The 23,824-nt window shown below is 65.5% G+C and carries 29 protein-coding genes; 12 read left to right on the forward strand and 17 right to left on the reverse strand.

Translation table 11 applies throughout. The features are described 5' to 3' along the window. Positions 1-76: 76 nt before the first annotated feature. The 4 genes from ABIF91_RS41775 to ABIF91_RS41790 are packed head-to-tail and all read right to left on the reverse strand — an operon-like array spanning position 77 to position 3,775. Complete coding sequence (locus ABIF91_RS41775) at positions 77-1,240, reverse strand: ABC transporter permease (RefSeq protein WP_028179254.1); 1,164 nt, start codon at positions 1,238-1,240, stop codon at positions 77-79. Further along, positions 1,237-2,169, reverse strand: a complete 933-nt coding sequence (locus ABIF91_RS41780; protein WP_028179255.1) for an ABC transporter ATP-binding protein — start codon at positions 2,167-2,169, stop codon at positions 1,237-1,239. Before ABIF91_RS41780 ends, ABIF91_RS41775 begins: the two co-directional genes overlap by 4 nt. Continuing rightward, on the reverse strand, positions 2,166-3,083 hold the full coding sequence (locus ABIF91_RS41785) for an HlyD family secretion protein (RefSeq protein WP_244430173.1): 918 nt from the start codon (positions 3,081-3,083) through the stop codon (positions 2,166-2,168). The genes ABIF91_RS41780 and ABIF91_RS41785 overlap by 4 nt, the downstream gene beginning before the upstream one ends. Then, complete coding sequence (locus ABIF91_RS41790; protein WP_028179257.1) at positions 3,080-3,775, reverse strand: TetR/AcrR family transcriptional regulator; 696 nt, start codon at positions 3,773-3,775, stop codon at positions 3,080-3,082. Before ABIF91_RS41790 ends, ABIF91_RS41785 begins: the two co-directional genes overlap by 4 nt. A gap of 109 nt (positions 3,776-3,884) precedes the next feature. Here ABIF91_RS41790 and ABIF91_RS41795 point away from each other — a divergent pair, with 109 nt between their 5' ends. Genes ABIF91_RS41795 through ABIF91_RS41805 form a run of 3 tightly spaced genes read left to right on the forward strand, consistent with a single transcriptional unit; the run spans position 3,885 to position 5,107 of the window. Next, positions 3,885-4,220 carry an ArsR/SmtB family transcription factor gene (locus tag ABIF91_RS41795; RefSeq protein ID WP_011088398.1) on the forward strand — a complete coding sequence of 112 codons (336 nt, stop codon included), beginning with the start codon at positions 3,885-3,887 and terminating at the stop codon, positions 4,218-4,220. After that, positions 4,217-4,678 carry an SRPBCC family protein gene (locus ABIF91_RS41800; RefSeq protein WP_028179258.1) on the forward strand — a complete coding sequence of 154 codons (462 nt, stop codon included), beginning with the start codon at positions 4,217-4,219 and terminating at the stop codon, positions 4,676-4,678. The genes ABIF91_RS41795 and ABIF91_RS41800 overlap by 4 nt, the downstream gene beginning before the upstream one ends. A gap of 15 nt (positions 4,679-4,693) precedes the next feature. Next, the gene (locus ABIF91_RS41805; protein ID WP_028179259.1) at positions 4,694-5,107 is read left to right on the forward strand and encodes a GFA family protein; all 414 of its coding nucleotides are present in this window, start codon (positions 4,694-4,696) and stop codon (positions 5,105-5,107) included. Positions 5,108-5,139: 32 nt separating this feature from the next. On the opposite strand, the gene ABIF91_RS41810 is transcribed toward ABIF91_RS41805, so the two are convergent. The 12 genes from ABIF91_RS41810 to ABIF91_RS41865 form a co-directional block, all read right to left on the reverse strand. Then, complete coding sequence (locus ABIF91_RS41810) at positions 5,140-5,490, reverse strand: hypothetical protein (protein WP_424579780.1); 351 nt, start codon at positions 5,488-5,490, stop codon at positions 5,140-5,142. 19 nt (positions 5,491-5,509) lie between these two features. After that, positions 5,510-6,535: an alcohol dehydrogenase AdhP gene (gene adhP, locus ABIF91_RS41815; protein ID WP_028179261.1), complete on the reverse strand. Its 1,026-nt coding sequence runs from the start codon at positions 6,533-6,535 to the stop codon at positions 5,510-5,512. A gap of 137 nt (positions 6,536-6,672) precedes the next feature. Continuing rightward, entirely contained in the window at positions 6,673-7,083 is a 411-nt protein-coding gene (locus tag ABIF91_RS41820; protein WP_028179262.1) for a DUF2000 family protein, read from the reverse strand. 74 nt (positions 7,084-7,157) lie between these two features. Continuing rightward, on the reverse strand, positions 7,158-7,547 hold the full coding sequence (locus ABIF91_RS41825) for a DUF4189 domain-containing protein (protein WP_028179263.1): 390 nt from the start codon (positions 7,545-7,547) through the stop codon (positions 7,158-7,160). Positions 7,548-7,767: 220 nt separating this feature from the next. Continuing rightward, positions 7,768-9,372: an NTP transferase domain-containing protein gene (locus ABIF91_RS41830; RefSeq protein WP_424579781.1), complete on the reverse strand. Its 1,605-nt coding sequence runs from the start codon at positions 9,370-9,372 to the stop codon at positions 7,768-7,770. Continuing rightward, positions 9,369-10,070: an XdhC family protein gene (locus tag ABIF91_RS41835; protein WP_028179265.1), complete on the reverse strand. Its 702-nt coding sequence runs from the start codon at positions 10,068-10,070 to the stop codon at positions 9,369-9,371. The genes ABIF91_RS41830 and ABIF91_RS41835 overlap by 4 nt, the downstream gene beginning before the upstream one ends. Positions 10,071-10,072: 2 nt before the next feature. Then, positions 10,073-10,396, reverse strand: coding sequence for an XdhC family protein (locus ABIF91_RS41840; RefSeq protein WP_007602422.1), 324 nt, complete (start codon positions 10,394-10,396; stop codon positions 10,073-10,075). A 9-nt stretch (positions 10,397-10,405) separates the two neighbouring features. After that, entirely contained in the window at positions 10,406-11,608 is a 1,203-nt protein-coding gene (locus ABIF91_RS41845) for a vWA domain-containing protein (protein ID WP_028179266.1), read from the reverse strand. A 139-nt stretch (positions 11,609-11,747) separates the two neighbouring features. Then, positions 11,748-12,671 carry an AAA family ATPase gene (locus tag ABIF91_RS41850; protein ID WP_028179267.1) on the reverse strand — a complete coding sequence of 308 codons (924 nt, stop codon included), beginning with the start codon at positions 12,669-12,671 and terminating at the stop codon, positions 11,748-11,750. A 62-nt stretch (positions 12,672-12,733) separates the two neighbouring features. After that, positions 12,734-13,540, reverse strand: a complete 807-nt coding sequence (locus ABIF91_RS41855) for an FAD binding domain-containing protein (protein ID WP_028179268.1) — start codon at positions 13,538-13,540, stop codon at positions 12,734-12,736. 27 nt (positions 13,541-13,567) lie between these two features. Then, entirely contained in the window at positions 13,568-14,053 is a 486-nt protein-coding gene (locus ABIF91_RS41860; RefSeq protein ID WP_028137319.1) for a (2Fe-2S)-binding protein, read from the reverse strand. A 133-nt stretch (positions 14,054-14,186) separates the two neighbouring features. Beyond that, positions 14,187-14,633, reverse strand: a complete 447-nt coding sequence (locus tag ABIF91_RS41865) for an SRPBCC family protein (RefSeq protein WP_028179269.1) — start codon at positions 14,631-14,633, stop codon at positions 14,187-14,189. Positions 14,634-14,804: 171 nt separating this feature from the next. Between ABIF91_RS41865 and ABIF91_RS41870 the strand changes: the two genes are divergently transcribed. The 3 genes from ABIF91_RS41870 (at position 14,805) to ABIF91_RS41880 (ending at position 17,491) form a co-directional block, all read left to right on the forward strand. Continuing rightward, positions 14,805-16,160 carry a 3-carboxy-cis,cis-muconate cycloisomerase gene (locus ABIF91_RS41870; protein WP_035696456.1) on the forward strand — a complete coding sequence of 452 codons (1,356 nt, stop codon included), beginning with the start codon at positions 14,805-14,807 and terminating at the stop codon, positions 16,158-16,160. Positions 16,161-16,187: 27 nt separating this feature from the next. Beyond that, positions 16,188-16,970 (forward strand): 3-oxoadipate enol-lactonase, encoded by a 783-nt coding sequence (gene pcaD, locus ABIF91_RS41875; protein WP_424579782.1) that lies wholly within the window; start codon positions 16,188-16,190, stop codon positions 16,968-16,970. A 128-nt stretch (positions 16,971-17,098) separates the two neighbouring features. Further along, entirely contained in the window at positions 17,099-17,491 is a 393-nt protein-coding gene (locus tag ABIF91_RS41880) for a carboxymuconolactone decarboxylase family protein (protein ID WP_028179272.1), read from the forward strand. Here ABIF91_RS41880 and ABIF91_RS41885 read toward each other — a convergent pair. Further along, positions 17,453-17,992 carry a hypothetical protein gene (locus ABIF91_RS41885; protein ID WP_028179273.1) on the reverse strand — a complete coding sequence of 180 codons (540 nt, stop codon included), beginning with the start codon at positions 17,990-17,992 and terminating at the stop codon, positions 17,453-17,455. The genes ABIF91_RS41880 and ABIF91_RS41885 overlap by 39 nt on opposite strands. Positions 17,993-18,219: 227 nt before the next feature. On the opposite strand from ABIF91_RS41885, the gene ABIF91_RS41890 reads away from it, so the two are divergent. The 6 genes from ABIF91_RS41890 (at position 18,220) to ABIF91_RS41915 (ending at position 23,761) form a co-directional block, all read left to right on the forward strand. After that, positions 18,220-18,411 carry a hypothetical protein gene (locus ABIF91_RS41890; protein ID WP_028179274.1) on the forward strand — a complete coding sequence of 64 codons (192 nt, stop codon included), beginning with the start codon at positions 18,220-18,222 and terminating at the stop codon, positions 18,409-18,411. Between the two features lie 257 nt (positions 18,412-18,668). Beyond that, a complete protein-coding gene (locus ABIF91_RS41895; protein ID WP_028179275.1) occupies positions 18,669-19,586 on the forward strand; it encodes an ABC transporter permease subunit in 918 nt (305 codons plus the stop codon). Positions 19,587-19,613: 27 nt separating this feature from the next. Next, positions 19,614-20,915, forward strand: a complete 1,302-nt coding sequence (gene livM / locus ABIF91_RS41900) for a high-affinity branched-chain amino acid ABC transporter permease LivM (protein WP_028179276.1) — start codon at positions 19,614-19,616, stop codon at positions 20,913-20,915. Continuing rightward, positions 20,912-21,745 (forward strand): ABC transporter ATP-binding protein, encoded by an 834-nt coding sequence (locus ABIF91_RS41905; protein ID WP_028179277.1) that lies wholly within the window; start codon positions 20,912-20,914, stop codon positions 21,743-21,745. Before livM ends, ABIF91_RS41905 begins: the two co-directional genes overlap by 4 nt. Continuing rightward, a complete protein-coding gene (locus tag ABIF91_RS41910) occupies positions 21,742-22,485 on the forward strand; it encodes an ABC transporter ATP-binding protein (protein ID WP_028179278.1) in 744 nt (247 codons plus the stop codon). Before ABIF91_RS41905 ends, ABIF91_RS41910 begins: the two co-directional genes overlap by 4 nt. A gap of 157 nt (positions 22,486-22,642) precedes the next feature. Further along, positions 22,643-23,761 carry a branched-chain amino acid ABC transporter substrate-binding protein gene (locus tag ABIF91_RS41915; RefSeq protein ID WP_028179279.1) on the forward strand — a complete coding sequence of 373 codons (1,119 nt, stop codon included), beginning with the start codon at positions 22,643-22,645 and terminating at the stop codon, positions 23,759-23,761. The last annotated feature ends 63 nt before the right edge of the window (positions 23,762-23,824 follow it).

Raw genomic sequence — 23,824 nt, forward strand, 5'->3', positions numbered from 1 at the left:
CGCGGGCCCGGAATCTCGAGATTCCGGGTTCGATGCTAGCGCATCGCCCCGGAACGACGTTACAGAGCAGTTTGCCTCAATCCAGCGTACGACGGAAGCGCGTCACGGCGATGGTCATGGCGAGCAGCATCAGGGCCGCCAGCGCCAGCGTGTCGAAGTGCAGGTTCTGCATGGTCGCGCCCTTCAGCATGATGGCGCGGACGATGCGCAGATAGTGGGTCAGCGGCAGACCCTCGCCGAGATATTGCGCCCACGCCGGCATGCCCGCGAACGGGAACATGAAGCCGGAGAGCAAGATGCTGGGCAGGAAGAACATCATCGACATCTGCATCGCCTGGAGCTGGTTCTGCACCAATGTCGATATGGTGTAGCCGATCGACAGATTGGTGGTGATGAACAGCGTCGAGAGCAGCGCCAGCAGGACGAGGTTGCCGAGCACGGGTACGCCGAACAGGCCGACGCCGATGCTGATGATGAGGAAGGCCTGGACGAAGCCGACCAGCACGTAAGGGATGATCTTGCCAAGCATCACCTCGACCGGCTTGATCGGCATCGACAGCAGGCTCTCCATGGTGCCGCGCTCGACCTCGCGCGTGACCGACAGCGCGGTGAAGATCAGCATGGTCATGGTCAGGATGGTGCCGACCAGCCCCGGCACGATGTTGAGGCTGGAGGCCGCGGCCGGATTGTAGCGCGCGTGCGCGCGGATCTCGAACGGCATCTCGGGGGGATCGCCGATGTAGAGATCGTGCTTGAGCGCGGTCTGCACGACCATGCCGAGCGAACCGATCGCCGCGCTCGCCGCGACCGGGTCCGTGGCGTCGGCGGCAACCAGCAGCGCCGGCCTGTCGCCGCGCCGCACCGCCCGCTCGAAGCCGCGCGGGATCTCGACACCGAACAGCACCTTGCCGGATTTCAGCAGATTGTCGAAGTCGTCGACGTCGTGCACTTCATAGAGGAAGCGGAAATAGGCGGTATTCTCCAGCGCCTTCAGGATCGAGCGGGCGAGATCTGAGTCCTCCTGGAGCAGCACGGCGCTCGGCAGATGGCGCGGCGTGGTGTTGATGGCATAGCCGAACAGCATCAGCTGCATCACGGGCAACATCACGATCATCGCGAACGAGACGCGATCGCGCTTGAGCTGGATGAACTCCTTGACCAGCATCGCATAGGAACGCCGCAGAAAGCCGAAGCGCTCGCGGATTTCGCGTCGGGGTGCGCGATGGTCGACTGCGCTCATTGGAAATTGTCCTTGGAGCGTCCCATCAGCTCGATGAACACGTCTTCGAGCGAGGGGTGCGACTGCTGCCAGCGCAATCCGCCCTTCTCGCGCCAGGGCGCGATGCTGGCTTCGAGCGCCGCGACGTCGCGGCCGGAAACGTGCAGTGAGCTGCCGAACGGCGCCACCATGTCGATCCCGGGCTTGCCCGTGAGCGCGGCCCCAAGCTCGTTCAGGCCTTCGCCGGTGACGGTATAGGTCGTCAGCGCGGATTGCGCGATCACCTCCTCCACCGTGCCGTGCGCCAGCAGATAGCCGTAGGCGATGTAGGCGATCTCGTGGCAGCGCTCGGCCTCGTCCATGTAATGGGTCGAGACCAGCACCGTCAGGCCTTCGGCGGCGAGTGCGTGGATCTCGTTCCAGAAATCGCGCCGCGCCTTGGGATCGACGCCGGCGGTGGGCTCGTCGAGCAGCAATAATTGCGGATTGGGCAGCGTGCAGGCCCCCAGCGCCAGCCGCTGTTTCCAGCCGCCGGAGAGCTCGCCCGCAAGCTGCTCCTCGCGCCCCGAGAGCCCGAGCCGCCTGATCATGTCGCGTGCGGCGCCGCGCGCGTCAGTGACGCCATAGAGCCGCGCGACGAATTCGAGGTTCTCGCGGACCGACAGGTCCTGGTACAGGCTGAAGCGCTGGGTCATGTAGCCGACCTGCCGCTTGATCTTCTCGGCATCGCGACGGATGTCGTAGCCGAGGCAGGTGCCCTCGCCGCTATCAGGCGTGAGCAGCCCGCAGAGGATGCGGATCGTCGTGGTCTTGCCCGAGCCGTTGGGTCCGAGGAAGCCGTAGATCGAGCCGCGCTTCACCTGCATCGACAGATCGTGCACGACCTCGCGGCCGCCGAACGACTTGGTCAGGCCCTTGACGTCGATCGCGATGCCGTTGCCGCTGTTCATCGCTTGTCCGCCACGGGTGTCTTCGGATTGAGATAGACGTCGATCGGCTGCCCCACACGCAAGGCATCGGGACGAGAGGGCCGCGCCTGGATCAGATAGACGAGCTTGTTGCGCTCATCGAGGCTGTAGATGACAGGCGGAGTGTATTCGGCCGAGGTTGCGATGAAGTAGATCTTTGCGGTGAGGTCGGCCGCGCAATTATCGCACGAGACGCGCACCGTGTCGCCGATCGCGAGCTTGGGCAATTCGGCTTCCGGCACGAAGAAACGCAGCTTCATGTTGCCGGGCGGCATGATCGACAGCACCGGACGCTGCGCCGCCACCATCTCGCCCTCGCGGAAATAGATCTGCTGAATGGTGCCGGCGACGGGCGCAAAGCCCTTGCGCCGCGCCATCCGCGTCTCCGACGTCGCCACCCGCGCTTCCGCGACGCGCAAGGCCGACACGGCGGCATCGAGATTGGCCTGCGTGCCCGAGCCGGTCTTGCTCAGCGAGGCCGCCCGGTCGTAGGTCTGCTGTGCGTTCGCCAGTGTCGCCTTGTTCTGATTGAGATCGGCGCGCTGGAGATCGTCGTCGACGGAATAGAGGGCATCACCGATCTTGACCTCTTCGCCTTCGCGGACGTTGAGCTTGGTGACCCGCCCCGCTTCGTCCGGGCTGACGAAGATCATGTCGGCCTCGACCCAGCCCTGGAAGCCGGGATCGCGCCTTTCCTTGCATCCGGCAAGCGAGATTGCGAGGACCAGCGCCACGATCGTACCGAGGCGCGGCAGATTGTGCTGTCGATCCCTCACCCTGAGGAGCTGCGAAGCAGCGTCTCGAAGGGCGAGGAGCCACAGCCGGGCCTGCATCCTTCGAGACGCGCGTTCCGCGCTCCTCAGGATGAGGTGAGAGATGGTGTGCGACGACGTCATGTCGTGCTCCGTTCGCCAAAAATCAGATCGAGATGGACGCGCAGCATCTCTTGCGCGTCCAGCGGCGCGTGCCGCGCAAACAGGCTCTGCCAGATCACCGCGATCATCGCGGGCGCGACCAGGATCTGCGGATAGCGCGCGAGGTCCTTCTGCCGGATCTCGCCGCGTGCGATGCCGAGCTCGATCAGCGCGCGCATGGCAGTGATCCCGCGTGAGACGACCTCGCGGTAGTAGAAGTCGGCCACGGACGGAAAGCGCGGGCCCTCCGCCACGATCAGGCGCACCAGATCGCCGCGCCTCGTGCCGATCACCTCCTTCAGGAAGTTGCTCGCGAAAGCCTCGATCAGGTCGCGCACCGAGCCCGCCGGCGGCGGCAGCGTGGTCAGCCGTGCGACCACGGGAACGATGACGATACGCACCAGCTCCTCGAACATCGATTCCTTGTCCTTGAAGTGCAGGTAGATCGTCCCCTTTGCCACGCCGGCGCGCTTGGCGATGTCGTCGAGCCGCGTCGCCGCAAACCCGCGCGCGATGAATTCCTCCATCGCCGCTTCCACGATCGCCGCACGCCGCTCCGCCGCGCGCGTCGCACGGTTCGTGGCAGGCGCCTCTTCGCTGCGAGCAGGCACAGGGCCCTCGGCACTGGCGCGAGTTGCGGGCGGCAAGGCGGCTTTGGTCGGTTTCCTGGTCATTCGGAATCTATGACTGACTGGTCAGTCATAGTCAAGAAAGACGAGCAGCTGCATCCCCTGAGATTAGATTAGTATTGACTAATTCATTAGCGAATGCTGATCGATTGGCATGATCGAAGCCGCCCCAAACCCCGTCACCACCGTGATGCGCGCCCTCGCCGACCCGACACGGCGCGCCGTGTTCGAGCGCGTGTTCGAGAGCAAGGAGATCAGCGTCGCCGAGCTGACGCGCGGCAGCGGCGTCACTCAGGGCGCGATCTCGCAACACCTGAAGTCCCTCAAGCAGGCCGGTCTCGTCGCCGAGCGCGCGGAGGGCCGCAACGTCTATTACCGCGCCGCACCGCAAGGCCTCGAACCCCTGGTGACCTGGATGGATCATTACGGCGTCTTCTGGCGCGAGCGTTTCCAGAACCTGCGTGACCTCTTGAAGGAGATCGATCCGTGAGTGCTGCCGCGTTGAAAGCCGAAACAAGGGACATCGTCATCGACGAGGTCTTCCCTCACACGCCCGAGACGATCTGGAAGGCGCTGACCAGCGCCCAATTGATCGCGCGCTGGCTGATGCAGCCGACCGGCTTCGAGGCCGTCGAAGGCAACAGCTTCACGTTCCAGACCACCCCGGGCGGCAACTGGGACGGCGTTATCCATTGCCGGGTTCTGGAGGTCGTCCCGAACCGCCGCCTCGTCTATGCCTGGAAGGGCGGCGACGAGCGCAACACCGGCTATGGCGCACCGCTCGACACCATCGTGACGTGGTCCCTCACCCCGGTCGAGGCCGGCACGCGGATCCGCCTGGTCCATGCGGGCTTCGTCCTGCCGAGGAACGAGTCGGCCTACACGGTCATGAGCGGCGGCTGGAAGAAGGTTGTCCGCAAGCTCGACGAAATCAGCGGCGAAGAGTGAGTGGGAGATATCGCGATGGACAAGCCCTATACCGGCGGCTGCGCCTGCGGCGCGATCCGTTATTCTATCACCGGCGAGCCGCTGTTCAGCAATCACTGCCAGTGCCGGGACTGCCAGCGGGAAAGCGGCAGCGGCCACGGCTCGTACGCGACGTTCGCGCGCGCCGGCGTCACGCTGACCGGCGAAGCGAAGCATTGGGACATGGTCGCCGACAGCGGCAACGTGAAGACGCGCGGCTTCTGCACACAATGCGGCGTGCCTGTCTACATGACCTTCGCAGCACAGCCCGACGTCTTCACGATCCGGGCGGCAAGCCTTGACGAGCCCGCCCGCTACAGGCCGCAGGCAGTCACTTTCACCGCGCGCGGTCACGGCTGGGATCGTCTTGACCCCGACCTGACGAAATTTGCAGGCATGCCGCCGACGTAGGGTCCGGCGCGTTGATGGCGGCGGTCGGTCGCTCAGATGCATGGCCGGATGTAAGGCCGGTTGATCTCCCATAACTCCTCGAGCAGGCCGCGCGCGGCCTGCTCGGAATGGATGACGGGATCGAGCAGCAGCGCTTGCAGCGCCATCTCCTTCGAGGCATGCATCGCCGCCTCCACCGCCATCTGCTGAATCTGAACCTGGGTCGTCATCAACTTGGCCACGCCGTCGGGCAGCGGCCGAGCGAGACAGGGTGGATGCCCGCGGCATCTGCCACCACCGGCACCTCGACAGCGGCATCGGGTCGAGAACAGGTCCCGGAACATGCTCATCCCAAAGGATGCGCTGCTCGCGCCAAGAAAGACGATCTTCGTTGGCCGGACCATGCTCTGCTCCTTCGGGAGGCTAGCTGAAGTCGAGCACCATGCGGCCTTCGATCTTGCCGGCCTTCATCCGATCGAAGACGTGATTGATCTCCGCTAGCGGCACCTTGGCCACCTCGGCCTTCACCTTTCCGTCAGCGGCAAACGCGATGGCTTCGTCGAGGTCACGCCTCGTACCGACGATGGAGCCGCGCACCGTGATGCGCTTGAGCACGACGTCGAAGATCGGCGTCGGGAATTCACCCGGCGGCAGCCCGACGAGGCTGACGGTGCCCTTGCGGCGCACCATCTTCAGCGCCTGCGCGAACGCGGCAGTCGAGACAGCCGTCACCAGCACGCCGTGGGCCCCGCCCCCGGTCGCGGCCAGCACCTTGTCCACAGCGCCGGCTGCGAGCGCATCGACCGCGAGATCGGCGCCGGCCTCACGTGCAAGCGCGAGCTTGTCCTCGGCAATGTCGACCGCGGCGACCTTGAGTCCCATCGCCTTGGCGTACTGGATCGCGACATGACCCAGCCCGCCGACGCCTGAGATCACCACCCACTCGCCTGGCCTGGCCTCGGTCTCCTTCAATCCCTTGTAGGTGGTGACGCCGGCGCACAGGATCGGCGCGATGGCAGCGAAATCAACCGTCGCCGGCAGCTTCGCGGCGAAGGCGGCCGAGGCGATGACATTTTCGGCGAAGCCGCCGTTCACGCTGTAGCCGGTATTGTGCTGGTGCTCGCACAACGTTTCCCAGCCGGTCTCGCAATATTCGCAGGCCATGCAGGCATCATGCAGCCAGGCGACGCCGACGGCGTCGCCGACCTTGAGATTCTTCACGCCGGGCCCCAGCGCGGCGACGATGCCGGCGACCTCATGGCCGGGGATGAAGGGCGGCACCGGCTTCACCGGCCAGTCGCCGGAGGCTGCGTGCAGATCGGTATGGCAGACGCCGCAGGCCTTGACCTTGACCAGGACCTCGCCGGGACCGGGCTGCGGCACCGGCACGTCCTCGATCACCAGCGGCTTGCCGAACTGTTTGACGATTGCGGCTTTCATGGTCGGCATATCTCTGCTCCTTCGCATTGCGAATGGCAGAGTAGCGGCCGCGCGCGGCCGGCACTTGATCCGGGTCAAACCGCCCAATCGTTGCGCAGCGTGCTGCCGTCATGACAGCGCGGTGACAGGACTTCCGCTGGTGGACGTCAGCTATGGAACTTCAGGCCGTCGACGATCTTGTCGATCACCTTGCGCTCGGCGCGCATGGCGATGCCGACGAGATTGAGCTCGGTGCGCGCGACCGCCCTCACCGCCTCGCGGTTGGCGGCATCGTGCGTGGTCTTGAACATGTCCTCGGTATAGACGGCCGGCGTAACGTTCCGAGTGAGCGCGCGGTCCAGCGCGCGCGACAACGCCGGACCGTCGGCGCCATAGATCAGGATCGGCTGGCCGATCAGCGCGTGATACTTCGTCCCCGAGGCGTCTTCATAGGCTTCGCCGATGCAGTCCGGAAATGCCGCGGCGATGCCGCTGGTGAGAAAGGACGCAACGTTGAGCTTCTGCCAGGTTTGGAGATCGGTGCGGATCACGACCGCGATCTTGGTGTCGAACTGCATGGATATCCCTAGCTGTCATTCCGGGCTCGATGCTACGCATCGCCCCGGAATGACAGCAAGAGAGATGGATGGAATCAACCCTTGGCGTCGCAGGCCCACGCGCGGATCACGCATTCCTTGCCGCCGTACTTGTAGCATTCGCGCGTGGCGGCATTGAGCGAGGCCGAGATCTTCGGCTTGACGGCATAGCCATAGGCGCCGCAGGGATTTGTCATATCGACCGACATCGCGGCACAGGCGCGCTTCATCGTCACCGTGGTGCAATCGCCCTTGCACTGCTTCTGCGCCGCGGCGCGGGCCTCGTGCTCGTGGCCATAGTCATAGGCCTGGCCATAAGCGCCGCACTTGCCGACTGCAAAGGCGCCGGCGGCATGGGCTTCGGTGATGTAGCGGGCACCGGCGACACAGACGGACAGCGCAAAGAAAAACATCGCGCAACGGCGCGCGACGACGTTCGAAGCCATGGAAAAACCCCTCCCCCCAAGGCAGGTGGAGGCGACTCTAAGCGGCGGTCGTTTCCAGATGGTGAACGGGTGGTTGATATCGGTGATCTGTAATGTGTCACCACGAAAACAGTGCCGTAGGGTGGGCAAAGCGAAGCGTGCCCACCAATCGTAAATCGCAACGGAGAGATGGTGGGCACGGCGCTATGCGCCTTTGCCCCAACCTACGGCATACGGTAGCCTATCCCCGCCTTGCCGCTTCCAATGCCTGCGGGGTGTCGATGTCGAGGAAGGCGCTCTCGCCGTCGACGGGCACTTCGGCGACCGCCTCGGTGTGCTTGGCGATCAGATGCCGCGCGCCGACGTCGCCGTCGAGCGTCATCAGCTCCCTGAAGAAGCGGCGCGACCACAGCACGGGATTGCCGCGGCGGCCTTCGCTGACGGGCACGACGATGAGATTGCCGCGGTCGGGCGCAAAGCTGTCGATGAGGCGGTCGATCAGGCCGGCATCGATCAGCGGCATGTCGCCGAGGCACACCACGGCGCCGCTGCAGGTCTCCGGCACGGCCGCGATGCCTGCCTTGACCGAGCTGGCGATGCCGCCGGCGAAATCCGGATTGCGGACGAATTTCACGTTCAGGCCCTGCAGCGCCTGCTCGACCAGCTCCGCCTGATGCCCCGTGACGACGATCACCTCTGATGCCTTCGAGGCCAGCGCCTGCTCGGTCGCAAGGCGCACCAGCTTCTTGCCGTCAAGCTCGGCGAGCAGCTTGTTCGGGCCGCCCATGCGGGTCGAACGGCCCGCCGCGAGCACGATGGCCGCGACCTGGCTGTTGCCCTCCGTCTCCGGCTGTGTGCGCGGCTGCGGCCGCGTCACGATCTCCATCAGGAGGCCGCCGACGCCCATGCCCATCAGCTCGGACCGCGTCACCTTGATGCCGGCGAGGAGCCGCATCAAGACCCAGTCAAATCCGTTCTCGACCGGCGAGCGCGCACAACCCGGCGCGCCTAGCACCGGGACGCCGCCGGCGCGGGCGATCAGCAGCAGATTGCCGGGATCGACCGGCATGCCGAAATGCTCGATCTCGCCGCCGATGCCGGTCACCGCCGCTGGGATCACGTCGCGGCGATCGGCGATCGCAGAGGCGCCGAACACGATGACGAGCTCGGCACCAAGGCCGAGCAAGTCCTTGATCGCGGCCGACAGCGCCTGCTCCTCATGCGGGACACGCCGCTCGGCAATGATGCTGGCGCCGGCCGGCGCGAGGCGCTCGGCGGTGACGCGCAGGGTCTTGTCGATCACCTTGGAGGACAGGCCCGGTAGCAGCGTCGAGACAATGCCGACGCGCTTGATCACGTAAGGGGCGATCTTCAGGACGTCCTTGCCGGCGGCCTTCACTGCCGCATCGCGCAAAACGCCCTCGACGCCGAACGGGATGATCTTGACGGTGCCGACCATCTCGCCCTCGACCACCGGCTTGTAGGCGGTGAGCGTCGCGAAGGTGATGGCCTCGTCGACATTGTTGATGCGGTCGACCGCGGCGCGGTCGATCACCAGCACGCCCGGGCGCGCGGCGAACAGATTGGCGCGACCGGTGAAGGCGCGCTCGACATGAATACCCTCGCCGCCGATGGCGAGCGCGATGCTGGCGGCCGCGACGTCCTCGGAGACGTCGCCCGCCTCCATCCGCACCACGACGATGTCCTTGATACCGGCACGCTCCAGCGCCTCGACCTCGGCGGCGCCGATCGTCGTGCCTTTCTTCAGCACCAGCGGTCCCTGGCGCAGGGTGTGGACGGTCACCCCGCCGATCGCATCCCGCGGGTTCGCCGGTCCAAATTTCATGCCGCTTCTTCTTTTTCTTTCGGAGGCAGCCGAAGCACGGCGGTGATCTCGGCCATGATCGCCACCGCGATCTCGGACGGAGAGACTGCGCCGATCGGAAGGCCAATGGGCGCGTGGATGCGCGCGATGTCGCTTTCCTTGGCGCCCTGCGCCCGCAACCGGTCGGCACGCTTGGCATGCGTCTTTCGCGAGCCGAGCGCGCCGATATAGAAGCAGTTGCGCTCGAAGGCGTGCAGCAGCGCGGGATCGTCAATCTTGGGATCGTGCGTCACCGCGACGAAGGCGGTGTAGGCATCGACGTTGAGCGGCGGCAGCGCCGTGTCGGGCCATTCGGCGATCAGCGGAATGTCCGGGAAGCGCTCGGGGCTTGCGAAGGCCGTGCGTGGATCGACGACAGTCACGTCGTAGCCGAGCGAGCGCGCCAGCGGCGCCAGCGCCTGGCTGATATGGACCGCGCCGACGATGACGAGCTTTGCCGTCGGCGCGTAGACGTTGAGGAACAGCTTCTTGCCGCCGACCTCGACACTGGCGCTCTTGCCCATGCGGAGCTGCTTCTCCAGCTCGGTGCGCAAGGGGTCCCTGGCAAAATCCCTCGCCTTCACCAGCCGCTGCTCGCCGCTCTCGGTGTCGGTCACCAGAATCACCGGCCGGCGCGCGGCGCGCTCGGCATTGAGTTCGTGCAGGATCTCGAGCTTCACGACTAACCGACCTTCTCGACGAAGACGCGGATGGTGCCGCCACAGGACAGCCCGACATTCCAGGCGGTCTCGTCGGCCACGCCGAACTCCAGCATCCGCGGCTTGCCGCTCTGGATCACGTCCATGGCCTCGGTCACCACGGCGCCCTCGACGCAGCCGCCGGAGACCGAGCCGAGGAAGGTGCCTTCGTCGTTGATGACGAGGCTCGAGCCCGCCGGGCGCGGCGCCGAACCCCAGGTCTCCACAACGGTGGCGAGCGCCACGCCACGACCGGCCTTCTGCCAGTCCTCCGCCGCCTTCAGGATATCCTCGTCGCGATCGAGCATGGGTGCCTCTCAAGCTGCGGAGCGGATCAGGCTGCGGTGATGCGGCGGCAGCGGCCGGGAGAGCGTCGTGATCAGCTCCTGGATCGAACTCAAATTATGTACCGGGCGGAATTCGTCAACGTGGGGAAGCATCATTTTGATGCCCTGCGCCTTGGCCTCGAAACCGCCGAACCGCAACAGCGGGTTGAGCCAGATCAGCCGGCGGCAGGACCGGTGCAGCCGGTCCATCTCGAAGGCCAGCTTGGAATCGGCCTCCCGTTCCAGCCCGTCGGAGATCAGCAGCACGATGGCGCCCTGGCTCAGCACGCGCCGCGCCCACAATTTGTTGAAGTTGTGCAGCGAGGCCGAGATCCGGGTGCCGCCGGCCCAGTCCTCGACCGAGGCCGAGCAGCTCGCCAGCGCCTCGTCCGGGTCGCGCTGGCGCAGCGCGCGGCTGACATTGGTCAGACGGGTGCCGAACAGGAACACCGAGACGCGCTTGCGCGCGTCGGTGATGGCGTGGAGGAAGTGCAGGAACAGGCGGGTGTACTCGCTCATCGAGCCCGAGATATCGAGCAGCGCGACGATCGGCGCCGGCTTCTGGACCCGCCCGAGGCGATGGATGTCGATGATGTCGCCGCCGGTGCGGAGCGATGCGCGGAGCGTGCGGCGCAGGTCGAGCCGCAGGCCCCGGGGGTCGGGCTGGCGCCGGCGCGTCAGAAGCTCCGCCTGCGGCAGGTGCATCCGCGCGACGGCGCGGAGCGCCTCGGCGATCTCGGCCGCGCTCATCTGCGCGAAATCCTTCTTCTGAAGGATCTCCTTGTCGGAGACGGACAGGCGCAGATCCTGCTCCTGGTGCTGCGGCGTCTCCGTCATCCGCGGTTGCGACATCGCCTCCTGCACGCGGCGCGCGCCCGCCTGCGGCTTCTTCTTGGCCTGCTCCGGCAGCGGCACCGAATCCAGCATGTGCTTCCATTCCTCCGAGGCGCGGAAGAACAGGTTGAAGGCCTGCTTGAAGATCAGCGCATGCTCGTGGCGCTTGACGAAGATCGCCTCCAGCGTCGTGAAGACGTCGGCGCGGTTGCCGATGTCGATCACCTCGAGCGCATTCATGGCGTCGATCACCGCACCCGGCCCGACGGGAATGCCGGCGGCACGCAACGCGCGGGCGAAGCCGACGATGTTGTCGGCGAACTGCTCGGTATGCTCCGGGGCAAGGTGGTTGATGGCCATGGGTCCACACTCTCGGTCGTCATTCCGGGGCGCGCCTCTTGGCGCGAGCCCGGAATCCATACTCCCGATCGTGGTTATGGATTCCGGGCTCGCGCTGACGCGCGCCCCGGAATGACGAGTTAGTCATGACGCACGCGCGTCAATTCTCGCTCGTCGCTTCCTTCAGCACCTTCTGCAAGGCATCGCCCTGCATCCGGGTGATGTCGTCCTGATACTTGAGCAGCGCACCCAGCGTGTCGCCGACCACTTGCGGGGTCAGCGACCGGGCATCGAGCTCGGACAGGGCGGTCGCCCAGTCGATGGTCTCGGCGACACCCGGCGACTTGTAGAAATCCTGGTTGCGCAGCGCCTGCACGAAGCGCACCACCTGCTGCGACAGCTTGGCGGAGATGCCGGGCACGCGCATCTTGACGATCGCAAGCTCACGCTCGGCAGCAGGATAATCCACCCAGTGATAGAGGCAGCGCCGCTTCAGCGCGTCGTGGATCTCGCGGGTGCGGTTGGAGGTGATGATGACGATCGGCGGATGCGGCGCCTTCACGGTGCCGAATTCGGGGATGGTCACCTGGAAGTCGCTGAGGATTTCGAGCAGGTAGGCCTCGAACGCCTCGTCGGCGCGGTCGAGCTCGTCGATCAGCAGCACTGGCGGACCGGCGACGTCGGGCTCCAGCGCCTGAAGCAGCGGCCGCTTGATCATGTAGCGGTCGGCGAAGATATCGCTCGAGAGCTGGTCGCGATCGGTGTCGCCGGCGGCTTCCGCCATCCGGATCGCGATCATCTGCGCGGCGCTGTTCCACTCGTAGACCGCGGAGGAAACGTCGAGGCCTTCATAGCATTGAAGGCGGATCAGCTTCCGCCCCAGCGCCGCCGAGAGCACCTTGGCGATCTCGGTCTTGCCGACGCCGGCCTCGCCCTCCAGGAACAGCGGCCGGCCCATGCGCAAGGCGAGGTAGGTCACCGTCGCAAGCGACCGCTCGGCGAGGTAGCCCCGCGACGTCAGAAGTTCGAGCATCGCATCGACCGATGCCGGCAAAGCAACGGACGAATTGGGCGTTGAAGTCATGAGAAAGCCAGTCTTACTACGCCCTCATCGGGACATGTTCGGGGCCGATGCGTGAGGTCACCTCACGCCTTGGCGTTGGCGGCATCGACGGCACGCCGCGTCAGCACCCCGATGAGGTGCGCGCGGTATTCGGCGCTGCCATGGATATCGCTGTTGAGACCTTCCGCCGGCACCGCGATGCCTTCCAGCGCCTTCGAGGCGAAGCGCTTCTTCAGGGCCTCCTCGAATGCGGTGACGCGGAACACGCCTTCGGAGCCGGCGCCGGTGACGGCAACGCGCACGTCCGAAGGACGCCGCGCCACGAACACACCGACCAGCGCATAACGAGAGGCCTGGTTACGGAACTTGATGTAGGCCGCCTTTTTCGGCAGCGGAAACATCACCTTGGTGATGATCTCGTCGGCTTCGAGCGCCGTGGTGAACAGGCCCTGGAAGAACTCTTCGGCCTTCAGGCGGCGCTTGTTGGTGACGATGGTGGCGCCGAGCGCGAGCACCGCGGCCGGGTAGTCGGCGGTCGGATCGTTGTTGGCGAGCGAGCCGCCGATCGTGCCCTTGTGACGCACGGCCGGATCGCCGATCTGGCTGGCGAGATCCGCAAGCGCCGGGATCGCCTCACCGACGATGGCGGAGGTCGCGACCTCGGCGTGCCTGGCGGTGGCGCCGATCACCAGCGCGCGGCCCTTCATCTCGATCGCGTTGAGCCCCTCGATATGGGAGAGGTCGACCAGATGCGGGGGGCTTGCGAGGCGCTGCTTCATGACGGGAATCAGCGTGTGGCCGCCGGCGATCACCTTGGCCTCTTCGTTCTTCACCAGGAGGTTGGCCGCCTGGCGAACCGTCCCGGGGCGATGATATTTGAATTCGTACATCTGGATGTCCTGATCGCGGGATGCGCGTTACGCGAGGTCGGATTTCGCCATCGCCTTCGCGCCGGCGGAAATCGAGGCGACGATGTTCTGATAGCCCGTGCAGCGGCAGAGATTGCCTTCGAGCTCCTCGCGAATCGTGTGGTCGTCGAGTTCGTGACCCTTGCGATGCACGATGTCGATCGCGGTCATGATCATGCCCGGCGTGCAGAAGCCGCACTGCAGGCCATGGTGTTCGCGAAAGGCCTCCTGCATCGGATGCAGCGGCGCGCCGTCGGCGGCCAGCCCCTCGATCGTCTTGACCTCGTGGCCATCGGCCATCACCGCAAGCGTGGTGCAGGACTTCACGGCCTTGCCGTCGAGATGCACGACGCAGGCGCCGCACTGCGAGGTGTCGCAGCCGACATGGGTGCCGGTCAGCTTCAGATTCTCGCGCAGAAACTGCACCAGAAGCGTGCGTGGATCGACATTGGCCGTCACAGGATTGCCGTTCACGATGAGGGAGATTTTTGCCATAAGCACTCTCTATCAGCGCCCCGACGGGGCCGTCGAAGCGGTTCTTATAATTATTCGAACCCATCATATGGGCCAATATGCCCGGGGGCAACATCGCCCGGAACGCAAGGCGCCATGCTGAAAGCGATAGGTGTCAGCCTTGTACCGCCTTGGCGAAGTTCGCGAAAAATTCGTCGGCCAGTTTCTTGGCGGTGCCGTTGATGAGGCGCTGGCCGAGCTGCGCCAACTTGCCGCCGATCTGCGCCTCGACGTCGTACGACAGCAGCGTGCCACCGTCCTTCTCCGCGAGCTTGACCACCGCGCCGCCCTTGGCGAATCCGGCCACCCCGCCCTCGCCTTCGCCTGAAATCTTGTAGCCGTTCGGCGGGTCGAGATCGGACAGCGTGACCTTGCCCTTGAAGCGCGCCGACACCGGGCCGACCTTCATTTTAGCCGTTGCGCGGAAGCCGCCGTCGTCGGTCTTCTCCAGCTCCTCGCAGCCGGGGATGCAGACCTTCAGCACCTCGGGGTCGTTGAGCTTGGCCCACACGGCCTCGCGCGGCGCCGCAAGCTGGACTTCGCCGTTCATCGTCATGGCCATGAGGTGCCTCCCGGGTCGGATAACTATAGTGCTGATCAAGTAACGCAGCGGCGCGGCAAAGGAAAGGGCGGGGCCGGGTCACGTGCAATGCATATTCGCAACTGCAAAAAACCGTGTGGGGCCGGTTGGGGATTGGCACAGCCGGGCCATGATGATTAGGTCGCGCACAAGATGAGCACATCCCTCTCCCCCCTGCTCGCGCCGATGCTGTCGAGCGCCGCCATGCGCGCGGTCTGCGACGACCGGTCTACCCTGCAGAACATGCTCGATTTCGAGGCAGCCCTGGCACGCGCCGAGGCCGCCACGGGTGTGATTCCGGCATCCGCCATCGGCCCGATCGAGGCCGCGTGCAAGGCCGGTTGCTTCGACATGGCCGCACTGGCCGAGGCCGCGACGCGATCGGGAAATCTCGCGATTCCCCTGGTCAAGATGCTGACCGCCCATGTCGGCAAGACCGACGCGGAGGCCGCGCGCTACGTGCATTGGGGCGCGACCAGCCAGGACGTCATCGACACCGCGACGATGTTGACGCTCCGTGCCGGCATCGATGCATTGGATGTCGACCTCAGCCGCGCCATCAAGGGCTTTGCCGCACTGGCGCGCAGCCATCGCAACACCGCGATGGTGGCGCGGACCTGGCTCCAGCACGCGCTGCCGATGCCGTTCGGGCTGAAGGCGGCTGAATATGCCGCAAGCCTTGCCCGCGCCCGCTGCCGCCTGCGGCGACTCCGCCGCGAGGGCCTGGCGCTGCAATTCGGCGGTGCCGCCGGCACGCTCGCCGCGCTCGGCGACAGGGGGATCGCGGTTGCCGAACGGCTGGCGCTGGAGCTCGGTCTGCCACTGCCGGAGGCGCCCTGGCATACCCATCGCGACCGCATCGCCGAGGCTGCCTCCTGCCTCGCCATTCTCGCCGGCAGCTGCGGCAAGATCGCGCGCGACGTCTCGCTGCTGATGCAGACCGACGTCGCCGAAGCCTTCGAGCCCGCCGGCGAAGGCCGCGGTGGCTCCTCGACCATGCCGCACAAGCGCAACCCGGTCGCCGCCGCGAGCGCGCTGGGCGCCGCCACCATGGCCCCACAGCTCGCCGCAACGATTTTCGCCGCGCAGGTGCAGGACCACGAGCGCAGCGCCGGCCCCTGGCACGCGGAATGGCCGACGCTGCCGCAACTGATGCTGGTCACCTCCGGCGCGCTTGCGGCGATCGTCGACATCGCCGAGGGTCTCGAGGTCGATGCGGTCCGCATGCGCAGCAATCTCGATGCGACGCAGGGACTGATCATGGCCGAGGCGGTCACTTTCGCGCTGGCCGAGACGATCGGCAAGGGCAATGCGCATCATCTGATCGAGGCCGCGAGCAGGCGCGCAGTCGCCGAGAGGAAGCATCTGCGCGAGGTGCTGTCGGCCGATACGCAGGTGACCGCGCACCTTTCGCCGGAAAAAATTGCGGCATTGTTCGAGCCGATGGCCTATCAAGGGGCCTCCCAAGCCCTGATCGACCGGCTGCTCGACAGCCTCGACCGCGAATAAGAACCGCAAATACGACGGAGACGCCGCATGCCCATGATCGATGCCGACGGTTGCCTGCTCAACGTCTCCGTCGAGGGCCGCGACGGCGGGCCCACCTTGATGCTGTCCAATTCGCTGGGCTGCACGCTTCAGATGTGGGAGCCGCAGATGAAGGCGCTGACGCAGGTGTTCCGCGTCATCCGCTACGACCGCCGCGGCCATGGCAAGTCCAGCGTTCCGCCCGGCCCCTACGCGATGGAGCGTTTCGGCCGCGACGTGCTGGCGATCCTCGACGATCTCAACATCGAGAAGGTGCATTGGTGCGGCCTGTCGATGGGCGGCATGGCTGGGCAATGGCTCGGCGCCAACGCGCCGGAGCGCATGGGCAAGCTCATCCTTGCCAACACGTCCTGCTACTATCCCGATCCAACAAACTGGCACAACCGCATCAAGGCGGTGAAGGAGGGCGGCATCGCGGCGGTTGCCGACGCCGTGATCGCGGGCTGGCTGACGCAAGATTTCCGCGAGCGCGAGCCTGAGATCACGGCGAAGATGAAGTCGATGCTGCTCGCCTCCCCTGTCGAGGGCTATCTCGCCTGCTGCGAGGCGCTGTCGACACTCGACCAGCGCGCGCTGCTGCCTAAGATCAAGAGCCCGACGCTGGTGATCGCCGGCCGCCACGACATGGCGACGCCGATCTCGGCGGCCGAGTTGATCCGCTCGAACATTCCCGGCGCGAGCATGACCATCATCGACGCCGCGCACATTTCCAACGTCGAACAGCCGCATGCATTCACGGATGCGGTGGTGGGCTTTTTGACGCAGCGCTAGCAACGACCTTCGTCATTCCGGGGCGATGCGCAGCATCGAACCCGGAATCTCGATCGGCATTCGCAACCTCGAGATTCCGGGGGCGCCTCTTCGAGGCGCCCCCGGAATGGCTCATTCGGAGGAAACACATGGACGACCAGAAGCGGCGCGATGCCGGCATGAACGTGCGCCGGAAAGTGCTCGGCAATGCCTGGGTCGACAAGTCGATCGCGAACCGCAACGCGTTCAACACCGACTTCCAGGACATGATCACGCGCTACGCCTGGGGCGAGATCTGGACGCGGCCGCATTTCGACGAGCGCACGCGGCGCGTGCTGGTGATCGGCACCATGGTCGCGCTCGGGCAATGGGACGAGTTTCGCCTGCACGTGCGTGCCGCGCTCGCCGAGGGTGGCTTCACGCCTGATGACATCAAGGAAATCCTGCTTCAGCAGGCGATCTATTGCGGCGTGCCGGCGGTGAACCACGCCGTCAAGGAAGCCTCAGCGATTGTGCAGGAGCTCGGCCTGCTCAAGGCCTAGCGGCTCAAGGCTTGGCGGCGCGGCGATCTCCGACGTCTTCGGCGCCGGCGCCGGCTTCTCGATCACCACCACGATCGCGGCGCCGAGCAAGAGCAGGAGCTCGGTGGCATGCAGCCGGAGCGCGGCCATCTCACCCACCTTCGAGGCCATCACCATGCTGGCAAACGAGATCAGGCTGCCGATCGCCAGCGCGATGCCGAGCGCCTCGTCGCTGCCGCCGTTCTTGCGGATTCGGGGAATGCACAGCAGCACGAGGTAGATCGCAAAGAACGCCACGACCGTCAGCCGGCCCAGCGCAAGCAGCCAGGCGGCGCGCACCGTGTCCATCCCCGCCATCTGGAGATGGTCGCTCAGGAACAGCGCGACCGCAACGCTCGGGCGCTCGTAGAGGCCGTGCACCGGGGCGACAATGATGTTGAAGGCAACCATCGCCCAGGCCGGAATGAAATAGGCCGCCAGCAGCGCGCCGTTGACCAAACCGATCCGCCAATTCCCGAGCATACCGCTTCCCGCCTGTTTGCCGGCCTTCGACGAAAAGGCCGCAGCTTTGCCGAGCTAACTCGCATCAGACCGTGGCGGCAATTTAAACTCTTTGTTTACCTTAACTGCCCTGGGGACGGGGAACTGTCCCAGGGACTTGGCGCCAAAAGGAAAGCCCCGCCTCTCGGCGGGGCCTCCTCACTCCTGGGCTCCCAAACTCGCTATCCCTGACCGCGCTGGCCACCCTGTTGCTGGCCTGGCCGCTCGCCTTGGCGCATCGGGTCGTTCTGCTGCTGCTGTCCGGGTTTCTGACCGCCGCCCTGCTGCTGCCCGGGCTGTTGACCTGGGCGCTGCTGGCCGGGGTTTTGACTCTGCTGGCCCGGATTCTGATTCTGCTGCTTCGTCATTCGGGAAACTCCCTTGTTGGACGTCAGAGCTGAGACAACGGCCGGCATCCGTTTTGGTTGCCTGAGGGAACCCGGTTCCTCGCAGGAGCGGAACCGGAAAAGACGACAATCGTAACGAAATGACCATTGTACAAGCCCGTCTGCCGAGGCTTCGCTAGTTGCAGCCGCCAGTTCCCTCCTGTTACAAAACCTGAAGAATGCTCAAGGGCTGCCGGGGCCCGAGAAGAAACTCAAGACTCTCTCTCGAATAGCTCCCTTTGAGCGGCGTCAGGTTTGGTAAACGGCAGCCCATGGATTATTTCGCCCAGCAGCTCATCAACGGTCTCGTCCTGGGCTCGATCTACGGCCTGATCGCGATCGGCTACACGATGGTCTACGGCATCGTCGGCATGATCAACTTCGCCCATGGCGACGTCTTCATGATCGGCGGCTTCATCGCGCTGATCACCTTCGTGATCCTGATCTCGCTCGGGCTGACCGCCATCCCCGTGATCCTGCTCGTCGTGCTGCTGGTCTCGATGGCGATCACCGCGCTCTATGGCTGGACCATCGAGCGCATCGCCTACCGGCCGCTGCGCCATTCCTTCCGCCTCGCCCCGATGCTGTCGGCGATCGGCATGTCCTTCGTGCTCACCAACTATTCGCAGGTGGCGCAAGGCGCGCGCGTCAAGCCGATCCCGCCCTTCATCACCGGCGGCTACACGCTGCACGAGAGCGCGGACGGCTTCGTGATCCAGCTCTCCAACATCCAGATCATGGTGGTCGTCACGACCATCGTGCTGCTGGCGATCTTCACCTGGCTGGTCTCCCGCACCCGGCTCGGGCGCGACATGCGCGCCTGCGAGCAGGACCAGACCATGGCGGCGCTGCTCGGCGTCAACGTCGACCGCACCATCTCCATGACCTTCGTGATCGGCGCCGCGCTCGCTGCGGTGGCCGGCCTGATGTACCTGCTCTATTACGGCCTAGTCGACTTCTTCATGGGCTTCGTCGCCGGCATCAAGGCGTTCACCGCTGCCGTGCTCGGCGGCATCGGCTCGTTGCCCGGCGCCATGCTCGGAGGGCTTGCGATCGGCCTGATCGAGACGTTCTGGTCGGCCTATTTCTCGGTCGAATACAAGGACGTCGCGGCGTTCTCGATCCTGATCGTCGTGCTGATCTTCATGCCGACCGGCCTGCTTGGTCGTCCCGAAGTCGAAAAAGTCTGACGGTCACGCGTGGCAGCTCCCTCGACCATGACGGCAAAACCCGCAACGGGCATCGCCTCCCTCCTGAAGACGGCTTTCATCAACGCGCTGATCGCGCTGGTGCTGTTCTCGTTGATGGTCGGTATCCGCACCGAGGCGGGCTCCGACGGCCAGCTCACCTACTGGACTCGCTTCGGCGAACTCGCCTCCCTCGTCGGGGCGGTGTTCGGCGGCTCGATCGTGATCGAGCTGCTGCGGCAATGGATCGGCCCGACCGGCGCCGAGAAGCTGGTGCCGCCAGCCGTGCAGAGCGGCATGTCCTTTATCGGCCGCTACCTCGCGCCGGCGCTTCTGATCTTTACGGTGCTGGTGCCTGTCATCTTCTATGACCAGCGTTACATCCTCGACCTCGCGATCCTGGTGCTCACCTATGTGATGCTGGGCTGGGGGTTGAACGTCGTGGTCGGGCTCGCCGGCCTGCTCGATCTCGGCTACGTCGCCTTTTATGCGGTCGGCGCCTATTCCTACGGACTGCTCGCCACCAATTTCGGCTGGTCGTTCTGGATCTGCCTGCCGCTCGCAGGCATCCTCGCCGCGTTCTGGGGCGTGCTGCTCGGCTTCCCCGTGCTCCGCCTGCGCGGCGACTACCTCGCCATCGTGACGCTCGCCTTCGGCGAGATCATCCGCCTCGTCATCATCAACTGGCAGGAGCTGACCGGCGGCCCGAACGGCGTCTCCGGCATTCCGCGCCCCTCCTTTTTCGGCATCCCGCTCGACAACAGCGACGAAGGGCTCGCCGCCAGACTCGGCATCGAGTATTCGCCGACCCACCGCATCGTCTTCCTGTTCTACCTGATCCTGGCGCTGGCGCTCCTCACCAACTGGGTGACGATCCGGCTGCGCCGACTGCCGATCGGTCGGGCCTGGGAAGCCTTGCGCGAGGATGAGGTCGCCTGCCGCGCGCTCGGCATCAACACCACGACCACCAAGCTCACGGCCTTCGCGACCGGCGCCATGTTCGGCGGCTTCGCCGGCGCGTTCTTCGCCACCCGCCAGGGCTTCATCAGCCCGGAATCATTCACCTTCCAGGAATCGGCGCTGGTGCTCGCCATCGTCGTTCTCGGTGGCATGGGCTCGCAGCTCGGCGTGGCGCTGGCCGCGCTCGCCATGATCGGCGGCTTCGAGCTGTTCCGCGGCCTCGAGACCTACCGCATGCTCGTGTTCGGCATGTCGATGGTGCTGATCATGATCTGGCGGCCGCGCGGCCTGATCGGCCATCGCGCACCCACCGTGTATCTGAGAAAGGCGGAGGCGATCTCGTCCGACCTCGTCAAGGAAGGGCACGGATGAGCGCTGACCAGATTCTCAGCGTCGACCGGCTCGCCATGCGCTTCGGCGGCATCGTTGCCGTGCAGGACCTGTCATTTTCGGCGGAGCGGAAGAAGATCACCGCGCTGATCGGGCCGAACGGCGCCGGCAAGACCACGGTCTTCAACTGCATCACCGGGTTCTACAAGCCGAGCGGCGGCACCATTCGGCTCACCCACGACGACGGCAGGGTGATGGCGCTGGAGCGGCTGAACGATTTCCGCATCGCCAAGCAAGCCAAGGTCGCGCGCACCTTCCAGAACATCCGCCTGTTTCCCGGCATGACCTCGCTGGAGAACCTGATGGTGGCGCAGCACAACGCGCTGATGCGCGCCTCCGGCTTCACCCTTCTCGGTCTCCTCGGCGTTCCTGCCTACCGTGACGCCGAAAAGCGTGCGATCGATCTGGCCACCGACTGGCTGAAGCGGGTCAATTTGCTCGACCGCGCCGACGACGCCGCCGGCAATTTCGCCTATGGCGACCAGCGCCGGCTGGAAATCGCGCGCGCAATGTGCACCGAGCCCGCCCTGTTGTGCCTGGACGAACCCGCGGCCGGTCTCAACGCGCGCGAGAGCGCGGCCCTGAGCGAGCTCCTGCTCTCGATCCGGGACGAGCTCGGCACCTCGATCCTGCTGATCGAGCACGACATGTCGGTGGTGATGGAGATCTCCGACCACATCGTGGTCATGGACCATGGCGTGAAGATCGCGGAAGGCACGCCGCGCGAGGTCCGCGACGATCCGAAGGTGATCGCCGCCTATCTCGGCGCCGACGAGGACGAGGCCGTGGCCGTGATGGAGAACGGCACGTGACGTCGGCGCCCACTCCCCTGCTCGCGATCCGCGGTCTTCGCGCCGCCTACGGCAAGATCGAGGCGCTGAAGGGCGTCGACATCGAGATCAATGCCGGCGAGATCGTCGCGCTGATCGGCGCCAACGGCGCCGGCAAGTCGACGCTGATGATGACGATCTTCGGCAAGCCGCGCGCCCGCGCCGGCCAGATCCTCTATGAAGGCCGCGACATCACCGACGTTCCCACCCACGAGATCGCGCATTTGCGCATCGCGCAATCGCCGGAGGGCCGCCGCATCTTCCCGCGCATGAGCGTTGCGGAAAATCTTCAGATGGGGGCGGACTCGACCGAATGCACCGAGGCCGAGCGCGAGGCGACGCTGCAACGCGTGTTCGCGCTGTTTCCGCGGCTGAAGGAACGCTATGCCCAGCGCGGTGGAACACTGTCCGGCGGCGAGCAGCAGATGCTGGCCATCGGCCGCGCGCTGATGAGCCGCCCCCGCCTGCTCCTGCTCGACGAACCCTCGCTTGGCCTCGCACCGCTGATCGCACGCCAGATCTTCGATGCGATCCGGACCCTGAATCGGCAGGACGGTCTGACCGTCCTGATCGTCGAGCAGAACGCCAACCATGCGCTCAAGCTCGCCCATCGCGGTTACGTCATGGTCAATGGCCTGATCACCTTGGCCGGGACCGGCACCGAATTGCTGCAGCGCCCGGAGATTCGCGCCGCCTATCTGGAAGGCGGCCGCCACGGCTGACCGAGCCAAGACCGACAAGTGCGGCCGAATGTGGCGAGATATCTCCGCAAATGCCCGTATTTTGCCGGTGACTTCTCCTCGAATTCATTCAAGAATGGCGCTGGTTTGAACCGGGCATCCCGGCAACTTCCACAGGCGACCACCCGCGAGGTATCTCATGAAATCACTGAAGCTCATCGGTCTGGCATTCGGCGCATCGCTCGCGCTCTCGGGCGCGGCATTCGCGCAGGATGTCACCGTCGCAGTCGCAGGCCCGATGACCGGCGGCGAGTCCGCCTTCGGCCGCCAGATGAAGAACGGCGCCGAGATGGCCGTGGCCGATATCAATGCCGCCGGCGGCGTCAACGGCAAGAAGCTCGCGCTCTCCGTCGAAGACGACGCTTGCGACCCGAAACAGGCGCGCTCGATCGCCGAGAAGATCGCGGGCGCGAAAATCCCGTTCGTGGCCGGGCACTATTGCTCGTCGTCGTCGATCCCGGCTTCGGAAGCCTATGCCGACGGCAACGTGCTCCAGATCACGCCGGCCTCGACCAACCCGCTGTTCACCGAGCGCAAGCTCTGGAACGTGGCTCGCGTCTGCGGCCGTGACGATCAGCAGGGCCTGATCGCCGCGCAGTACATCGCCAAGAACTTCAAGGGCAAGAACATCGCGATTCTCAACGACAAGACCACCTACGGCAAGGGTCTTGCCGACGAGACCAAGAAGGCGCTCAACAAGGCCGGCGTCACCGAGAAGATGTACGAGTCCTACAACAAGGGCGACAAGGACTTCAACGCGATCGTCTCCCGCCTGAAGCGCGACAACATCGACCTCGTCTATGTCGGCGGCTATCATCAGGAAAGCGGCCTGATCCTGCGCCAGATGCGGGACCAGGGCCTCAAGACCGTGCTGATGGCCGGCGACGCGCTCGCCGACAAGGAGTACGCCTCCATCACCGGCCCCGCCGGCGAAGGCACGCTGTTCACCTTCGGCCCCGACCCGCGCAACAAGCCGACCGCGAAGAAGATCGTCGAGGCATTCAAGGCCAAGAACATCGACCCTGAGGGCTACACCCTCTACACCTACGCGGCGATGCAGGTGTGGTCGCAGGCGGCCAAGAAGGCCGGCACCACCGACGCCAAGAAGGTCATGGCGGCGATGAAGGCCGGCAAGTGGGACACCGTGATCGGCCCGGTCGAATATGACTCCAAGGGCGACATCAAGCAGATCGACTACGTCGTCTACAAATGGGACGCCAAGGGCGGCTACGCCGAGATCAGCGGCAACGGCACCTGAGCGCGCTTGCCGGGCCTTTGGGCCGCCATCCAATCATCACCGCGCCCCGGCCTAGCCCCGGGG

It is taken from the genome of Bradyrhizobium sp. USDA 241, from assembly GCF_049739505.1.
In the GTDB taxonomy this organism is placed as follows: Bacteria; Pseudomonadota; Alphaproteobacteria; order Rhizobiales; family Xanthobacteraceae; genus Bradyrhizobium; species Bradyrhizobium liaoningense.

What these genes read in the sequence shown, in the direction of transcription:
- ABIF91_RS41775 (WP_028179254.1), bottom strand. Translation starts at nt 1,240, where the DNA reads ATGAGCGCAGTCGACCATCGCGCACCCCGACGCGAAATCCGCGAGCGC.
- ABIF91_RS41780 (WP_028179255.1), bottom strand. Translation starts at nt 2,169, where the DNA reads ATGAACAGCGGCAACGGCATCGCGATCGACGTCAAGGGCCTGACCAAG.
- ABIF91_RS41785 (WP_244430173.1), bottom strand. Translation starts at nt 3,083, where the DNA reads ATGACGTCGTCGCACACCATCTCTCACCTCATCCTGAGGAGCGCGGAA.
- ABIF91_RS41790 (WP_028179257.1), bottom strand. Translation starts at nt 3,775, where the DNA reads ATGACCAGGAAACCGACCAAAGCCGCCTTGCCGCCCGCAACTCGCGCC.
- ABIF91_RS41795 (WP_011088398.1), top strand. Translation starts at nt 3,885, where the DNA reads ATGATCGAAGCCGCCCCAAACCCCGTCACCACCGTGATGCGCGCCCTC.
- ABIF91_RS41805 (WP_028179259.1), top strand. Translation starts at nt 4,694, where the DNA reads ATGGACAAGCCCTATACCGGCGGCTGCGCCTGCGGCGCGATCCGTTAT.
- ABIF91_RS41810 (WP_424579780.1), bottom strand. Translation starts at nt 5,490, where the DNA reads ATGGTCCGGCCAACGAAGATCGTCTTTCTTGGCGCGAGCAGCGCATCC.
- adhP (WP_028179261.1), bottom strand. Translation starts at nt 6,535, where the DNA reads ATGCCGACCATGAAAGCCGCAATCGTCAAACAGTTCGGCAAGCCGCTG.
- ABIF91_RS41820 (WP_028179262.1), bottom strand. Translation starts at nt 7,083, where the DNA reads ATGCAGTTCGACACCAAGATCGCGGTCGTGATCCGCACCGATCTCCAA.
- ABIF91_RS41825 (WP_028179263.1), bottom strand. Translation starts at nt 7,547, where the DNA reads ATGGCTTCGAACGTCGTCGCGCGCCGTTGCGCGATGTTTTTCTTTGCG.
- ABIF91_RS41830 (WP_424579781.1), bottom strand. Translation starts at nt 9,372, where the DNA reads ATGAAATTTGGACCGGCGAACCCGCGGGATGCGATCGGCGGGGTGACC.
- ABIF91_RS41840 (WP_007602422.1), bottom strand. Translation starts at nt 10,396, where the DNA reads ATGCTCGATCGCGACGAGGATATCCTGAAGGCGGCGGAGGACTGGCAG.
- ABIF91_RS41845 (WP_028179266.1), bottom strand. Translation starts at nt 11,608, where the DNA reads ATGGCCATCAACCACCTTGCCCCGGAGCATACCGAGCAGTTCGCCGAC.
- ABIF91_RS41850 (WP_028179267.1), bottom strand. Translation starts at nt 12,671, where the DNA reads ATGACTTCAACGCCCAATTCGTCCGTTGCTTTGCCGGCATCGGTCGAT.
- ABIF91_RS41855 (WP_028179268.1), bottom strand. Translation starts at nt 13,540, where the DNA reads ATGTACGAATTCAAATATCATCGCCCCGGGACGGTTCGCCAGGCGGCC.
- ABIF91_RS41860 (WP_028137319.1), bottom strand. Translation starts at nt 14,053, where the DNA reads ATGGCAAAAATCTCCCTCATCGTGAACGGCAATCCTGTGACGGCCAAT.
- ABIF91_RS41865 (WP_028179269.1), bottom strand. Translation starts at nt 14,633, where the DNA reads ATGGCCATGACGATGAACGGCGAAGTCCAGCTTGCGGCGCCGCGCGAG.
- ABIF91_RS41870 (WP_035696456.1), top strand. Translation starts at nt 14,805, where the DNA reads ATGAGCACATCCCTCTCCCCCCTGCTCGCGCCGATGCTGTCGAGCGCC.
- pcaD (WP_424579782.1), top strand. Translation starts at nt 16,188, where the DNA reads ATGCCCATGATCGATGCCGACGGTTGCCTGCTCAACGTCTCCGTCGAG.
- ABIF91_RS41880 (WP_028179272.1), top strand. Translation starts at nt 17,099, where the DNA reads ATGGACGACCAGAAGCGGCGCGATGCCGGCATGAACGTGCGCCGGAAA.
- ABIF91_RS41885 (WP_028179273.1), bottom strand. Translation starts at nt 17,992, where the DNA reads ATGCTCGGGAATTGGCGGATCGGTTTGGTCAACGGCGCGCTGCTGGCG.
- ABIF91_RS41895 (WP_028179275.1), top strand. Translation starts at nt 18,669, where the DNA reads ATGGATTATTTCGCCCAGCAGCTCATCAACGGTCTCGTCCTGGGCTCG.
- livM (WP_028179276.1), top strand. Translation starts at nt 19,614, where the DNA reads ATGACGGCAAAACCCGCAACGGGCATCGCCTCCCTCCTGAAGACGGCT.
- ABIF91_RS41905 (WP_028179277.1), top strand. Translation starts at nt 20,912, where the DNA reads ATGAGCGCTGACCAGATTCTCAGCGTCGACCGGCTCGCCATGCGCTTC.
- ABIF91_RS41915 (WP_028179279.1), top strand. Translation starts at nt 22,643, where the DNA reads ATGAAATCACTGAAGCTCATCGGTCTGGCATTCGGCGCATCGCTCGCG.